Annotated in this window: 10 protein-coding genes and 2 pseudogenes; 11 read left to right on the forward strand and 1 reads right to left on the reverse strand. The window is 59.7% G+C overall.

The features are described from left to right. The first annotated feature begins 83 nt into the window (after nucleotides 1-83). The 7 genes and pseudogenes from C4334_RS07260 to C4334_RS07290 all read left to right on the forward strand — a co-directional run bounded on the left by C4334_RS07260 (nucleotide 84) and on the right by C4334_RS07290 (nucleotide 10,444). The gene (locus tag C4334_RS07260; protein ID WP_352431419.1) at nucleotides 84-1,265 is read left to right on the forward strand and encodes an acetyl-CoA C-acetyltransferase; all 1,182 of its coding nucleotides are present in this window, start codon (nucleotides 84-86) and stop codon (nucleotides 1,263-1,265) included. A gap of 622 nt (nucleotides 1,266-1,887) precedes the next feature. Beyond that, nucleotides 1,888-3,291 carry a dihydrolipoyl dehydrogenase gene (gene lpdA, locus C4334_RS07265; protein ID WP_352431420.1) on the forward strand — a complete coding sequence of 468 codons (1,404 nt, stop codon included), beginning with the start codon at nucleotides 1,888-1,890 and terminating at the stop codon, nucleotides 3,289-3,291. A 39-nt stretch (nucleotides 3,292-3,330) separates the two neighbouring features. Beyond that, the gene (locus C4334_RS07270; protein WP_352431421.1) at nucleotides 3,331-4,602 is read left to right on the forward strand and encodes a thiamine pyrophosphate-dependent dehydrogenase E1 component subunit alpha; all 1,272 of its coding nucleotides are present in this window, start codon (nucleotides 3,331-3,333) and stop codon (nucleotides 4,600-4,602) included. A gap of 281 nt (nucleotides 4,603-4,883) precedes the next feature. After that, nucleotides 4,884-5,912: an alpha-ketoacid dehydrogenase subunit beta gene (locus C4334_RS07275; protein WP_352431422.1), complete on the forward strand. Its 1,029-nt coding sequence runs from the start codon at nucleotides 4,884-4,886 to the stop codon at nucleotides 5,910-5,912. A gap of 51 nt (nucleotides 5,913-5,963) precedes the next feature. Next, nucleotides 5,964-7,436: pseudogene (gene sucB, locus C4334_RS07280) on the forward strand (2-oxoglutarate dehydrogenase, E2 component, dihydrolipoamide succinyltransferase); the annotation flags it as partial. Nucleotides 7,437-8,156: 720 nt separating this feature from the next. Next, on the forward strand, nucleotides 8,157-9,254 hold the full coding sequence (locus tag C4334_RS07285; protein ID WP_352431423.1) for an OmpA family protein: 1,098 nt from the start codon (nucleotides 8,157-8,159) through the stop codon (nucleotides 9,252-9,254). Between the two features lie 185 nt (nucleotides 9,255-9,439). Then, nucleotides 9,440-10,444 (forward strand): VWA domain-containing protein, encoded by a 1,005-nt coding sequence (locus tag C4334_RS07290; protein ID WP_352431424.1) that lies wholly within the window; start codon nucleotides 9,440-9,442, stop codon nucleotides 10,442-10,444. 17 nt (nucleotides 10,445-10,461) lie between these two features. Here the strand turns inward: C4334_RS07290 and C4334_RS07295 are convergent, their stop codons facing one another. Beyond that, nucleotides 10,462-11,037, reverse strand: coding sequence for a hypothetical protein (locus C4334_RS07295; protein ID WP_352431425.1), 576 nt, complete (start codon nucleotides 11,035-11,037; stop codon nucleotides 10,462-10,464). 271 nt (nucleotides 11,038-11,308) lie between these two features. Here C4334_RS07295 and lipB point away from each other — a divergent pair, with 271 nt between their 5' ends. From lipB to C4334_RS07315, 4 genes and pseudogenes are all read left to right on the forward strand, one after another. Further along, nucleotides 11,309-11,992: a lipoyl(octanoyl) transferase LipB gene (lipB, locus tag C4334_RS07300; protein ID WP_352431426.1), complete on the forward strand. Its 684-nt coding sequence runs from the start codon at nucleotides 11,309-11,311 to the stop codon at nucleotides 11,990-11,992. Further along, nucleotides 11,986-12,944, forward strand: a pseudogene (locus C4334_RS07305) (pyridoxal-phosphate dependent enzyme). The gene lipB and the pseudogene C4334_RS07305 overlap by 7 nt, the downstream one beginning before the upstream one ends. Nucleotides 12,945-13,219: 275 nt before the next feature. Further along, the gene (lipA, locus tag C4334_RS07310; protein WP_352431427.1) at nucleotides 13,220-14,185 is read left to right on the forward strand and encodes a lipoyl synthase; all 966 of its coding nucleotides are present in this window, start codon (nucleotides 13,220-13,222) and stop codon (nucleotides 14,183-14,185) included. A 1-nt stretch (nucleotide 14,186) separates the two neighbouring features. Continuing rightward, on the forward strand, nucleotides 14,187-14,585 hold the full coding sequence (locus tag C4334_RS07315) for a secondary thiamine-phosphate synthase enzyme YjbQ (RefSeq protein ID WP_352431428.1): 399 nt from the start codon (nucleotides 14,187-14,189) through the stop codon (nucleotides 14,583-14,585). The last annotated feature ends 37 nt before the right edge of the window (nucleotides 14,586-14,622 follow it).

Consider the following 14,622-nt stretch of genomic DNA (forward strand, 5'->3'; position numbering starts at 1 on the left):
CTATGGGCTCAATTGACTCTACGATCGCCGCTTTGCTAACCTCGATTTCGAGCGAACAAAACGAACGAAAGGGTAGGACGAGCATGGCGAAAGAGGTCTTCATTCTCGGCGGCAAGCGCACGCCAATGTGCGAATACGTCGGCGCGCTCAAGGACATCAAAGCGATCGATCTCGCTTCAATCGCCTCGCGCGCGGCGCTGGAAGCAACAGGCGTTGCACCTGAAGAGATAGATCACACGGTGATCGGCAACGCGCTGCAAACTTCGGGCGATGCCATCTACGGCGCGCGTCACGTCGCGTTGAAAGCGGGCGTGCCGATTGATCGTCCGGCGCTGACAGTCAATCGGTTGTGCGGAAGCGGCATTCAATCGATTATCTCAGGCGCGCACATGATCCTGCTCGGTGAAGCTGAAACGGCGCTGGTTGGCGGCATGGAGTCGATGTCGCAAGCGCCGCACGTCATCTACGGCGCGCGCGCTGGATTCGCGCTCGGGCAAGGCAAGCTTGAAGATAGTCTGATGGTCGCGCTGCTCGATAGCTACTGCAACACGACCATGGCCGGAACGGCGGAGAACCTGGCGCGCAAGTACGAAATCTCACGCGAAGAACAGGATCGTTACGCGCTCCGTTCGCAACAAGCGGCCAAACGCGCGCAAGATGCTGGCGTTTTCGCCGAAGAGATCACGCCGGTCGAGGTGAAGACGAAAAAGGGCGTACAGATCGTTGATCGCGACGATCACATGCGCCCCGATACGACGCTCGAAGCGCTCGCTAAACTCCCGCCCGCTTTCAACAAAGACGGCTTTGTAACCGCAGGCAACGCTTCCGGCATCGTCGACGGCGCGGCTGCGCTCGTCATCGCCAACGAAGACTTCGTCCGTCGCACCAACAGGAAACCCCTCGGCCGCATCGTCAGTTGGGCCTACGCAGGCGTCGAACCGGAGATCATGGGCATCGGCCCCGTCCCCGCCGTGCGTAAGGCTTTGGAAAAAGCCGGCCTCAAACTCGACGACATCGACCTGTTCGAGGTGAACGAAGCCTTCGCCGCGCAGTACTTGGCTGTGGAGAAGGAACTCGGCCTCGACCGCGAAAAGACCAACGTCAACGGCGGCGCGATCGCGCTCGGCCACCCGTTGGGCGCGACCGGGACCAGATTGGTTTTAACTGCGCTGCTTGAGCTTCATCGCCGCCGCGGGCGCTACGCCTTGGCGACCGCTTGCATCGGTGGCGGTCAAGGGATCGCCATCATCTGCGAGCGCGTCTGAAGACTTGTCAAAGCAGAGGCTTTCGTCGGCGGCCCTTGCCTCACCGCTAAGAGTATCGCAAGAGGCAACGCGCCGTCTTTGGTTTTGTTTCAGACGCGCCCAAGCATTGCCATTCGGACGTAGAGAACAGCACCGGTTGCATCGCCACAGCACAACGAAGAGAACAAAACGCGACGAAGTCGTCGCGCAAAGCAGCGGAGCTGGCCGTCCTCTTCTGGCTCATCCTGCTCGTAGTCAGCCGCGTCGTCGGCAAAAGCCAGCGCGCACGTAAACGCTCGCGACTTAGATGGAAATAAGGACTATTTCAAGCAGACGGGCGCTTCTTCGACGCGATGTCGCTCTTTACGCGGCACCGCGTCGGCGCCCCTTTTTCTCGCGCAAATCCATCTTCGAACGCCCAACCTTTTCAACTCGCGCGGGGGCTTGATGAATCGCCCGCCGTAGAAACTTTCGGCCGATTGGATGAAAGCGATGGAAAGCATTATAATGCACTGCTTTCCATCGAGGTGATGAGCCAGCGAGACGGGAATCTTCGGTCACAAGCGCTTCGGTTCGGGAGACCCTTTCCCGCACTCTTCATCACCGTTTCCATACCGAAAGCTCTGATGAGAGGAAATAAGAAGTGGCAACAGAACAGTTTGATGTGACGGTCATCGGAAGTGGTCCTGGAGGATACGTGGCGGCGATTCGCGCGGCACAATTGGGGTTACGCACGGCCATCGTCGAAAAGGACAAACGTTTGGGCGGCACTTGCACGCTGCGCGGCTGCATCCCGACCAAACAGCTGCTTCAATCGGCGTATATCTACGAGAAGATGCGGCACGCCGCCGAGTTCGGCATCGTCGCTTCCAACATCGGCTACGACTTCGGCCAGGTTCAGAAGCGCAAAGAACAAGTCGTCACCAAGAACTCCAAGGGCATCGAGTTCCTGATGAAGAAGAATAAGATCACCGTCTTCAAAGGCACCGGGCGCTTGAACCTTCCCGGTCGCGTTGAAGTCACGGGCGAAGACGGCAAGAAAGAGACCGTTCATACCAAAAACATCATCATCGCAACTGGTTCGGTCGTTCGGCCCATCCCCGGCTTTGAAACCGATGGCGAGCGCGTCATCAACAGCGATCAGATTTTGGAACTGAAGGAGGTGCCGAAATCCTTGATCGTGATGGGAGCCGGCGCGGTCGGCGTCGAATTCGCTTCGATCTTCTCGCGCTTCGGATGCGAGACCACCATCGTTGAGATCATGCCACGGCTGTTGCCGCTCGAAGACGAGGAGATCTCGAACGAACTGGCGCGCGCTTTCCGCAAACGCGGCATCAAGCTGCAGCTCGACACCAAGCTCGACGGCGTAGAACGGACCAAGACGGGCGTGATCGTGACGGGCAAAACCGCCAAGGGCGAACCGGTCAAGATCGAAGCCGAAAAGCTCCTCGTCGCCGTTGGGCGCATGCCATACACGGAAGGACTCGGATTGGAAGGGACCAAGATCAAGGTCGAGCGCGGAGCGATTCAAGTCGATGAATACCTGCGCACGGGCGAGCCGAACGTCTATGCCATCGGCGATGTGATCCCGACGCCTTGGCTCGCGCATCTCGCTTCCAAGGAGGGCATCCTCGCCGTCGAGCAGATCGCTGGCAAACAGGTCCAGCCGATCAACCTGCGCCTCGTCCCATCTTGCACCTACTGCGATCCGGAAGTCGGCTCCGTTGGACTGACCGAGCAAAAGGCGCGCGAACTAGGGTACGATGTCAAGGTCGGAAAGTTCCCGTTCACGGCTTCGGGCAAGGCGCGCATCCTCGGCGAGGACGAAGGCTTCGTCAAAATCGTCAGCGAATCGAAATACGATGAGATCCTAGGCGTTCACATCATCGGCCCACACGCGACCGAATTGATCGCCGAAGCGTGCGTGGCGATGCAGCTCGAATCGACGGCGGAGGAACTCGGGCGCACGATCCACGCGCACCCGACCGTTTCTGAATCGGTGATGGAAGCTGCCGAAGACGTGCATAAACTGGCGATCCACTTCTGATGAACCGGTTCGATGTCGAACGCCACGAGGTGAGTGAAGATGGCGAACAAGCGCGAGGCGAAACGCAAAGAAGCGAAAGCCAACGGGAGAAAAAGCTCGCGGCGCGAAAAGGCGGAGACCGCGCAGGCTGCGAGCGCAGTTGCTGCGGCAGAGATCGCGCTGGACGAAGCGGGCACGGTTGGCCCATCGCCAGAATCGGGCGCGCCTCAAATCGTCGCTCCGGCGCGTGATGGCGTCCGGTTCGTCGAAATCGTCGAGGGCGTGCAGGCTCCGGCGACCGATGAAGGATTGATCTGCTCGCTCGAGACCACGCTCTCGCGCGAGCAGATGCTGGAGCTTTATTACTACCTGAAGCTCACGCGATTGGTCGAAGAGCGGCTCGTCAATCTATATCGTCAGAACAAGGTGATCGGCGGCGTCTATCGCTCGCTCGGTCAAGAGGCGACCGCCGTTGGCACCTGCTACGCGCTTGAACCGGGCGACTTCATCGCGCCGCTCATCAGAGATCTGGGCGCCGTGCTCACTAAAGGGATTCGCCCGCGTGCGATCTTCGCGCAGTACATGGCCAAAGCGTGGGGGCCATCGGAAGGGCGCGACCTGAACATCCACTTCGGCGACATGGAGCGAGGCTTCATCGGCCCCATCTCGCACTTGGGCGACATGATCCCGGTGATGGCAGGCGTGCTTTTGGCTGGGCGCATGCAGAAGAAAGGGATCGTCGCCATCGCGTACATTGGCGATGGCGGCATGAGCACCGGCGCATTTCACGAAGGATTGAATTTCGCTGCCGTGCAACGCTTGCCGCTCATCGTCGTCGCCGAGCATAACTGTTACGCTTACTCGACGCCGACGCATAAACAGACGGCCGTCAAAAACCTTGCGGATAAGGCGGCGGGCTACGGCATTCCCGGCTACATCGTCGATGGCAATGACATCATCGCCTGTTACGAGGTGACGAAACGCGCCGCCGAATTCGCCCGCTCCGGCGGCGGTGCCGTGTTGATCGAAGCGAAAACCTACCGACGCAAAGGGCACGCCGAGCACGACGATCAACGCTACGTGCCGCGCGAGGAACTGGAACTGTGGGAGAAGCGCGATCCCGTGGATCGTTACGAGCGCCACCTCACCTCGCAAGGGATCGCCACTCGCGAAGAACTCGACCGGATCACGGCAGGCATCAAGCAGGAACTCGAAGAAGAGGTCGCGTGGGCTGAAAGCTCGCCGCTGCCGGAACCGGAACGAGCGGCGTATAATGTTTACGATAATTCGATCGTGCCGCCAGCGTTTCGGCCAAAGGTTTTGGAGCGGTAGAAGAGCCATGCGAAAACTCACCGCAGTCAGCGAGGAGACGGCGAGCGCAGGGCAAGCGATGGTTTACGGCACGCAATCGGAAAGAGTCCGGGAGGGACACGTTTACGCGCAAACCGCACCGACGCGAAGAGATGGGTCTCATCGTTGATCCGAAAGAGCGGTGATTGATCGTCAACCCGAAGCATCCGTGTGTGGCGCGGCACTGTTTGGAAGCAACGCGCGCGACTGAAGCGAAAAGAACCGGGCGGAAGTTCGACCGATTTCATCGAGGAAGCGAAAAGATGGCAACGGCGCTCAAAAAAGAGCACAAGGCGGAACGACCGGCGCGCGGCGGCGTGGTCACGTTCGTCGAGGCGATTCGCCAAGGCATCTGGGAAGAGATGGAACGCGACGAGCGCGTCTTCGTCATCGGCGAAGACGTCGGGGTTTACGGCGGCGCATTCAAGGTGACGGATGGGCTGATCGATCATTTCGGCCCCGAGCGCGTGATCGATACGCCGATCTCAGAGGCGGCCATTGTCGGCGCAGCGTGCGGCGCGGCGTTGATGGGCATGCGTCCAGTGGCCGAATTTCAGTTCATCGATTTCATCTCGTGCGGCTTCGACATGTTAACCAACTTCGCGGCCAAGTGTCGCTACCGTTGGGGAGCAGGTATCCCAGCGGTCTTTCGCGGGCCATGCGGCGCGGGCGTGCATGCTGGACCATTTCACTCGCAGAACGTTGAGTCCTTCTTCATGAACACGCCGGGATTGAAGATGGTCGAGCCATCCAACCCCTACGATGCCAAGGGGCTAATCAAAGCGGCGATTCGCGATCCCGACCCCGTGCTCTTCTTCGAGCACAAGAAGCTCTATCGCCTGCCGCGTCTGCGGCAAGAGATCCCCGAAGATGATTACATCGTTGAGATCGGGCGGGCACGCGTCGCACGCGAAGGGCATGACCTTTCGATCATCACATTCGGCGCACAGGTGTTGACGGCGCTCGATGCGGCGGAGGAACTGGAACGCGAAGGATTGGACATCGAAGTGATCGATCTGCGCACCCTTCTGCCGCTCGATAAAGAGACGATTCTCGCGAGCGTGCGCAAAACGAGCAAGGTTTTGATCCTCCATGAAGCGCCGCGCACGGGCGGCATCGGCGGCGAGATCGCCGGCTTGATCGCCGAAGAAGCTTTCGAGTGGTTGGATGCGCCGGTGGTGCGCGTTGGTGCCATTGACACGCCGGTGCCGTATTCGCCGCCGCTTGAAGAGTACCATCTGCCGCAGGTGAGAGACGTGGTTGATGCCGCGAGAAAATTGGCAGCATACTAGACTTTTTGAAAGAGGAGGAGCGAGGCCCGCTTCAACAGGCCTCAGCATCAAAGAAAAGTTATGAGCACGGAAGTGGTAATGCCACAAATGGGCGAGTCCATCGCAGAGGGAACGATCACGCGCTGGCTGAAGAAAGTTGGCGAACGCGTCGAACGCGACGAACCGCTATTTGAAATCTCGACCGACAAGGTGGATGCCGAAATTCCAGCGCCCGCCGCTGGCACGCTCACCGAAGTGAGGTTCAAAGAAGGTGACACGGTCGCCGTCGGCACCGTGGTCGCTATCATCGACGGCGACGGAGCGAGCGCGCCAGCGCCGCGAGAGAGCACGCAAGAGGCGCCCGCAGAGACTACGACGCAGGGCCCCGAAACGAAGGCGGAGAGCACGCCCGCCGCGCCGCCGCCCGCTCAATCGCAACCCGATGGGTCCGGGCAACAAACTATAGCCGAGACGCAACCGCCCGCGCCGCAGCAAACCGGAGCGACTCAAACGCCTACGCCGACAGCGAAGGCGGAAGAGACTCTCACGCCGAAACCGCTCGCCGAGCAAACGCTGGAAGAACTGCGGCGCACGCGCTCCAGCCCGCTCGTGCGCAAGATCGCGCGCGAGCACGGGATCGACTTAGCGCAAATCGAAGGGACCGGAATGAGCGGGCGCGTCACCAAGAACGATATCTTAAGCTTCATCGAATCGGGTGGGGCGACGGCGCAAAAGGCTGCGCCACAACCGATGCCTGTTTCCGCACCGCCTGTCATCGCTCCGGTTGCGCCGCCACCTCCGGTGTCAGAGCCAACCCACATGCCGGCGGTGCAGCCAGTTGAAGGCGACCGCGTCGAACAGATGAGCGTCATGCGCAAGAAGATCGCTGAACACATGATCCTCTCGAAGCGAACTTCGGCGCACGTCACAACTGTTTACGAAATCGATATGACGCGCGTCGCGCGTTTGCGCGAACAACACAAAAGCTCTTTCCTCGAACGGCATGGAACCAAACTGACTTTTATGCCGTTTATCTTCCAAGCTGTGATCAGCGCCATCCGCCGCTATCCGATCTTCAACGCACAGGTGAGCGGCGACCAGATCATCTATAAACGGGACATCAATCTCGGCATGGCCGTTGCGCTCGATTGGGGATTGATCGTGCCTGTGATCAAGCGGGCGGACGAGCTCTCCATCGCCGGGCTAGCAAAGGTCGCTAATGACCTAGCCGAACGAGCGCGGACGAAGCAACTGAAGCCAGACGAGGTGCAGGGCGGCACCTTCACCATCACTAATCCGGGCGTCTTCGGCGGTCTATTCGGTACGCCGATCATCAACCAACCGCAAGTGGCCATTCTCGGCGTCGGCGTAATCGAGAAGCGTCCCAAAGTGATGACCAACGAAGAAGGCGACGATTACATCGCCATCCGCACGATGTCTTACTTCGCTTTGAGCTTCGATCACCGCATCATCGACGGCGCGGATGCGGAACGCTTCCTCGGCCACATTAAACAGGTGCTCGAAGCCGGACAATTCACCATCTGAAAGCGCTCGGGCCATCTCGAATTCGTCAGTCCAGCTTTAAGACTTCGAGATGGCCCGACTTCAAGCGGCACTTTATCGATCTAGCGCCTTGTGCTCTCCGGCAGCTTCGCTTTTCGCTTGACCGTTATCCTCACGTGCTCGCACTCGCTCTGCCAGTCTTCGTCGCCTCACGACGCCTTCACTTTCAACGCGCTGGCAGCTTGCGCGCGTCGTCACCATGCCCCGGCGCATTTCGCTTGAAAGGCTTCTATGCCGAAGCGCGCAACTTAATTCAACCTGCGCCGCTAGAAACGGCAGGCATCGTTTCTGATGTACGGAAATTGCCAAGGTCGAAATGAAGTCTCTAAAAGAAGGGGCGTTTGTATCGGCTTCTTCGCGTTGAGGCATTGAGACGACTTAAAAGCATCTCACAAGCGAATTTCAGCGTGAAGGCGCGCTTCGACGATGGTTCGCACAAAAGGGAGCGCCGCGACTCAGCGAGATTCGCCCGTGGAGGAAGCATGTTCAAACGCGAATTATTGCAATTAGTTAGCAATTATATGATAAGAAGCGAAACCTCTTGACGCGCCGTGCGGCTTGGCTGGAGAATCAGCATCGAAGCTTCGTAAACAGGGGCGTCGCCCGCCATCAGGCGATGCACCACGAGGGGGTGCCGACCGAATCTCGCCATCGGCGATCCCGACAACGAGGAACTACTTTGAAATAGAGGGAGTGGATGCAATGAAGATCTCTAGTGGCGTTCGAGCAATTCTCTTCGTTTTCGCGCTTGCGGTCATCCCCGCCGTGGCGCAGGATAGCACTTCCCCCCAAGACACCAATACGCAGTCCAACGCGCAAACGACGCCGACTTCAAACAGCGCTTCGGTGCGTTCCGTCGCCAACGGTCAAAAGATGAAGATCAAAGGCGTAGTCGTGCGGCGCGATGCTGATACGTTCGTCGTGCGCGATTTGAATGGAGTGGACACGGTGGTGCGTTTGACGGATCGGACCAGCGTGACCGAACGCAAGAGCAACCCGTTCCGTCGGGCCAAAAACTACGCGACGACCAACATCTTGCCGGGCCTCAATCTCGAGGTCGAAGGGCGCGGCGATGCTGCGGGCCAGTTAGTCGCCGAGAAGGTGCGGTTCTCCGACGACGAGTTACGCGTCGCGCGCGCGCTCGAAGCCCGCGTCACGCCAGTCGAATCGCGCGTCGGTTCGGCTGAATCGCGCCTGACGCAAGTTGAACAGAACGCGCAACGGCTCTCAGGTCAACTCGAAGAGCTTGCCGCCATCTCCAACGCCGCGCGTGGCGGTGCGGTGGCCGCACAAGCGACGGCAGACGCCGCTGTCGCCGGCGTGCGCGCAACCAACGAGCGCATCTCGGCGCTGGATGACTACGTAGCGCAGCAAGTCTTGACCATCAACTTCCGCACGGGCAGTGCCGCCCTTTCGCCGGAAGCCAAATCGAAATTGGATCAACTGGCACAGCAAGCGCTTCAAACCAAAGGATACGTCCTCGAGGTGACTGGATTTGCGGATGCGACCGGAAGCCGCGAATTGAACCGTCGGTTGAGCATGCGCCGCGCCGATGCGGTGGTTCGCTACTTGGTCGAAAACCACCGCATACCGCTGCGCCGCATTATCACACCGTATGGTTTCGGCGAGATGCAACCGGTGGCGGATAACACGACGCGCCAAGGACGGGCGCAGAATCGACGCGTTGAGATCAAGCTGCTCGTCAATCGGGGGTTGACGCAGCCAGCGCCGGAGATGAACGTCGAAGTGCCCGTGCCAGCGACGCGCGCTACCGGCAACAACAGAAATCCCGAATTCTGATTTCCGGGCATTGCCTTCATCTTCGCTGTTGTGCCAACCTTTAGGCGCTGCGGATCATCCGAAGCCCTGATGGTTGGCTGCGGCGATGCCGGGGAAATCACACAGCGGGTGGAAAAGGCGCGCTTTGCCCGAGGATCTCGGCGCGCCTTTTCCATCTTCGCGCGGCGATCTTTCGAGAAGAGAAGATGAAAGTCAAGCCGAAAATCTTTTTCGCATCGAGCTGCGCGCTGATCTGCGGCCTGCTCGTTGCGCTCTTCTCCGTGGGCGCGATGGCGCAGAACGCTTCGCAAACTCCCCCCAGAACGCCATCCAAACCGATCAACCAACCGCCTTCCGAAGATGAAGAGGTCGTTCGCATCAGTTCGCGTCTGGTGGTCGTTCCCGTCTCGGTGACGGATGGCAAAGGCAAACCCATTCTCGGTTTGACGCTTAAAGATTTTCGGCTTGAAGAGGAAGGTCAGCAACAAGAGATCGCACAGATCGGCGACCCCGACCAAGTTCCGATTGAACTCGCCTTGTTGATCGATGTCTCGGGCAGCGTCAAGGCGCGGTTTAACTTTGAAAAGGAAGCGGCTTCAAGGTTCTTGCGCGAAGTCCTCAAGGCAAACGACCGGGCGACTGTTTTTGCCATAGACGAACAGCCAGTGCTCATCGCCTCACGGGCGACCGCCGACGAAGCCGCACAGAAACTTCTGACCATCGAACCAGCCAACAAGATGACGGCCTTCTTCGACACGGTCGCGGCGGCAGCGAAACATCTCGATCGCTCCTCGCCAGCGGCCCACCGGCGCGTCATCGTCGTCATCTCGGATGGCGAGGATACGTGGAGTTCGCTTTACAAAAGCGCGCGCGCGGCGCTCGATGAGGTTCAACGGGCCGATGCTGTCTTCTACGCCATCAATCCGAGCGGTCAATCTATTTGGCTCAACCGAATGAGCACGCGCGGGCAAGAAGAAATGGTGCAGATCGCACAAGCGACCGGCGGCGCAACATTTCTTCCGAATCTGCTGGAGGATCTCGATCCGGCCTTCCGCCAGATAGCAGCGGAGCTGCGCTCGCAGTATCTGCTTCAGTACTACTCTTCGGCGGAAGCGCCTGAAGGAACCTTTCGACGCATTGTCGTACGCCTTCCCGCTCGCCCTGAGTTGCGCGTGCGCGCGCGACGCGGCTATTTCGTCACGCGACGATAAGCGCATATGACCGTTTCTCAAGGGCTTTCCATCGCTTGGATCAAGCGTTCGAGTATGCCGAGCAGAGTGCGACCAGCGCGGTCGAACTGCCCGGCAACCGCTTGCTCTTCAGCCATCGCGGCTTGATCGGCCACTCCAGCGACGCGCGGAAAGAGCGAAGCGGCTGAAACCCTCAGCTCCGTTTCCAGCCTCTCCAACCCTTCACGAACGTTGCGCAAAGAATCGAGCAACACCTTTTTGGAGTTCTCGATGCTTTGCAAATCACCGGCGTTCCCATCCCGACGCGCCTGCTGCGCGGCCATCTCGATTTCGCTCGACACCCTGCCGTAAAGATAGAGGAAACGAGCGATGGTCTGCGCCTGCGCGCCGATGCGCGCGCGTGCCGTACTCGCAGCAGAGCGCGACTGGCTGCTCGACGTTCGATGCTGCTCGGTAGTTTTGCGCCGCCGCGTCTGTGCCGTCGCGTTGAAAACGAGGAGAAGGCAACAGAGGACGATCAAAGAGAAGATGCGTTTGGTCAACTCAGGGGTCTCCTTTCTCAAAGGGGGCGGCGAGTTAAAAAGGGCGATCAAAGAGAGGATGCGTTTGGTCAATCCATGGTTCCTCCTCGTGCACGCTAGGACGCGCGAAACCGCATTTTCGTTCGCTCCGCTTTTGGACTTTCGTGCGAAGGGGAAAGCGCAAGCTCGCCGTAGGCTATGCCAACCGACTCGGTCAGTCAAGCTTATCCGTGGAACGCAACCCGGCGGCGCGAACAGTACGGACTACGATCTTCGTCCTTCCGCTCTAGTGACAGGTCCGTTGAGCTCCGCGCATGAGCGCCCTTCTGACAAACGGGCCGCCGTTGGTAGAATGGCGAAGGCGATGCAAAGAAATAGGATCTTGCGCGTCGAAAGGCTCGGTCGAGCCGATTACGCGACGGCGCTGCGGCATCAAAAAGAGACGGAGCGGAGAGTGTTGCTCGGCGAACAGCCCGACACGCTTCTGCTCGTCGAACACCCGCACGTGATCACGCTCGGGCGTCGCGCAACCCATGCCGCGCTGCTCGCTTCCGCCGAAGAACTGCGCGCGCGCGGCATCGAGCTTTTCGAAACCGATCGTGGCGGCAAGGCGACCTATCACGGACTGGGCCAGCTTGTCGGCTATCCGATCGTCAATTTGAGTCCCGATCGCAAAGACGTGCATCGCTACGTGCGCGATCTTGAAGAAGCGCTCATCCGCGCGCTCGCAGATTTCGGGATCGAAGCCTTCCGCCTTCAAGGGCTAACCGGCGTCCATACGACGCGCGGCAAGATCGCCGCCATCGGCGTCCACATCGCCCGCTGGGTAACGACGCACGGCTTTGCGCTCAACGTCAACACCGACTTGAGCTTTTTCGACCTGATCATCGCCTGCGAAGGCGAGCCTGTCACTTCCATGCGCGAAGTGCTCGGTTGGGAGCAGCGCATGGCCGAAGTCGAGGATCGCGTCATCGAACGCTTCGCCGAAGTCTTTGAAATGGAGTTGACCGCGCAATCCGCCGTTCACGCTGATTCGAGACGATGCTGACCTACGAACTCATACGCGAAGCGCGCGAACGAATCGCTGCCGTCGTCCACCGCACGCCAGTTGCGACTTCGCGCTCGTTCAACCGTGCGACAGGGCGCGAAGTCTTCTTCAAGTGCGAAAACTTGCAACGCGCCGGGGCCTTCAAGATCCGTGGCGCGACGAACAAGATACGTGCGCTCCCTCAGGATCAACGCGCGCGCGGCGTGGTCGCCTTCTCTTCGGGCAACCATGCGCAGGCCGTCGCACTGGCGGCGAAGCTGCCACGCGCGCCGTGGTCGTTATGCCTGAAGATGCGCCGCAGGCGAAACTCGCCGCGACGCGCGAATACGGTGCCGAAATAATCCTCTACAACCGCCTGCGTGAAGATCGCGAACAGCTCGCGCGGCAAGTCGCCGAAAGCCGGGGGGCAACCCTCGTTCCGCCTTACGACGACTACCTGATCATGGCAGGACAGGGGACGTGTGTCGCAGAGCTTTTGGAAGACGTGCCAGACTTGGAATGTTTGGTCATCCCGTTCGGCGGCGGCGGCCTGTTTGCCGGGGCAAGCGTCGCGGCCAAAGCCCTTCGCCCAGACGTTCTGTGCTTCGCAGTGGAACCAGCGACGGCCAACGATGCTCAACTTTCATTGCAACGCGGCGAGCGAGTCTGTATTCCGCCGCCCGAGACCATCGCCGATGGCGCGCGCCCACAAGCCCCCGGCGCGCTGACTTTTCCCATCTTGCAGCAGAACGCTGAAGACGTACTGACCGTTTCGGACGAAGAATTGATCTTCACGCTGCGTTTCATTCTGTTTCGGATGAAGTTGCTGGTGGAACCAACGGGCGCATTGGCGGCAGCGGCTGTGTTGTTCAACCGACTGCCGAACAGAGCGCGCCGCGTTGGCGTCATCCTCTCAGGCGGCAACATCGACGGCGACCTGCTCGCCGCGCTGGTGAAAGACGTTCACTCATGAGCGAGAGGCCGAAGCCCTTGCGCGATAAAGCGAGTTCGTTGGTGGCAGCTAAAAATTCGGCGACGGCCACGCTCGAACCGAACATGAAACAACCGTGCGAGCAGACGACAAAGCGCTGCACTGAGTGGTACAATCCTTGAGGGATTGAATCGAATGGCCGTTTCCCTTTTTCAACCGGGTGCCGTCGAGCGTCGAGCAGCTTTACATCGTGGCCGCTGCGCGCAAAAGCGTGTTGGTCGCGCGTCAACGCTGCGCTCTTCCAGCGAGGAACTTGCATGAACCGAGAGCTTCCTGTAATCAACGTCGTTTCCCCTTCGCAAACTTTTCGGCGCCGCGGCGAGCGGTTGCCGAAGCCAGAGTGGTTGAAGATTCGCTTGGGCGACCCGACGATGCAGAACCAAGTTTTGCAGTTGATCCAAGGGCTGAATCTTCACACCGTTTGTCAAGAGGCGCGTTGCCCAAACATCTTTGAATGTTGGTCCGATGGAACGGCGACGTTCATGATCTGCGGTGACACGTGCACGCGCCATTGCGGATTTTGCGCCGTCAACAAAGGCAAGCCCGGCGCGCTCGATCCAGACGAACCGCGCCACGTCGCTGAAGCGGTGCGCCATCTCGGACTGGCCCACGCCGTCATCACCTCGGTCAACCGCGACGACTTGCCCGACGGCGGCGCGGCCCACTGGGCCGAAACCATTCGTTGGGTGCGCCGACTCAACCCTAAATGCAAGATCGAAGTTTTGATCCCCGATTTCAACGGCGACGAAGCCGCATTGAATATCGTGCTCGACGCGCAACCCGACGTGCTCAATCACAACATGGAGACGATCGCGCGACTCTACCGCCGCGTGCGCCCGGATGCTAACTACCAACAATCGCTCACCTTACTGCGGCGCGCAGCCGAGCGGCGCGACCGCGAAGGGCGCGGCATGCTCACCAAAAGCGGCATCATGGTCGGACTCGGCGAAACGTTTGATGAGGTGGTCGAATTGATGCATCACCTGCGCGCCGTCTCGTGCGACATCATGACGATCGGGCAATATTTGCAACCGCATGCGCGGCGGCTTCCCGTTGAAAGATACGTCACGCCGGAAGAGTTCGCACGCTGGCGCGAGATCGGCAGGCAACTCGGCTTTCGTCACGTCGAATCGGGTCCGCTGGTTCGCTCTTCGTACCACGCGCGGCGGCAAGCAGAAGATTCGCACCACGCACCAGCCACCACGCACGAGGTGATCGGGTGATATGCCTGCGCAAACGATCAAGGTTCGTTCGCGCGAGCGCGAACAGTTAATCGACATCACGGCGGAAGTCGCACGCCGCCTGCGCGAGACCGGCGCACGCGAAGGGATCTGCTATCTCTACGTGCAACATACCACAGCCGGGTTGACGATCAACGAGAGCGCCGACCCAGACGTGGCACGCGACATGCTCCACGTTCTGCGTCGCCTAGCTCCGCGACACGACGCGGATTATCGCCACGGCGAGGGGAACACCGATGCGCACGTCAAGAGCAGCTTGATGGGCACGAGCCTTAGCATTCCCTTTAGCGATGGAGAGCTACTGCTCGGACGCTGGCAAGGGATCTTTCTCTGCGAGTTCGACGGGCCGCGTGAACGGCAAATCGTCATGATGATCCGCTGAAGGATCGTGCTCTGCAAGGCGCTTGAGTGCCGGTTCC

This window comes from Pyrinomonas sp. (assembly GCF_040289685.1).
Classification (GTDB): Bacteria; Acidobacteriota; Blastocatellia; order Pyrinomonadales; family Pyrinomonadaceae; genus Pyrinomonas.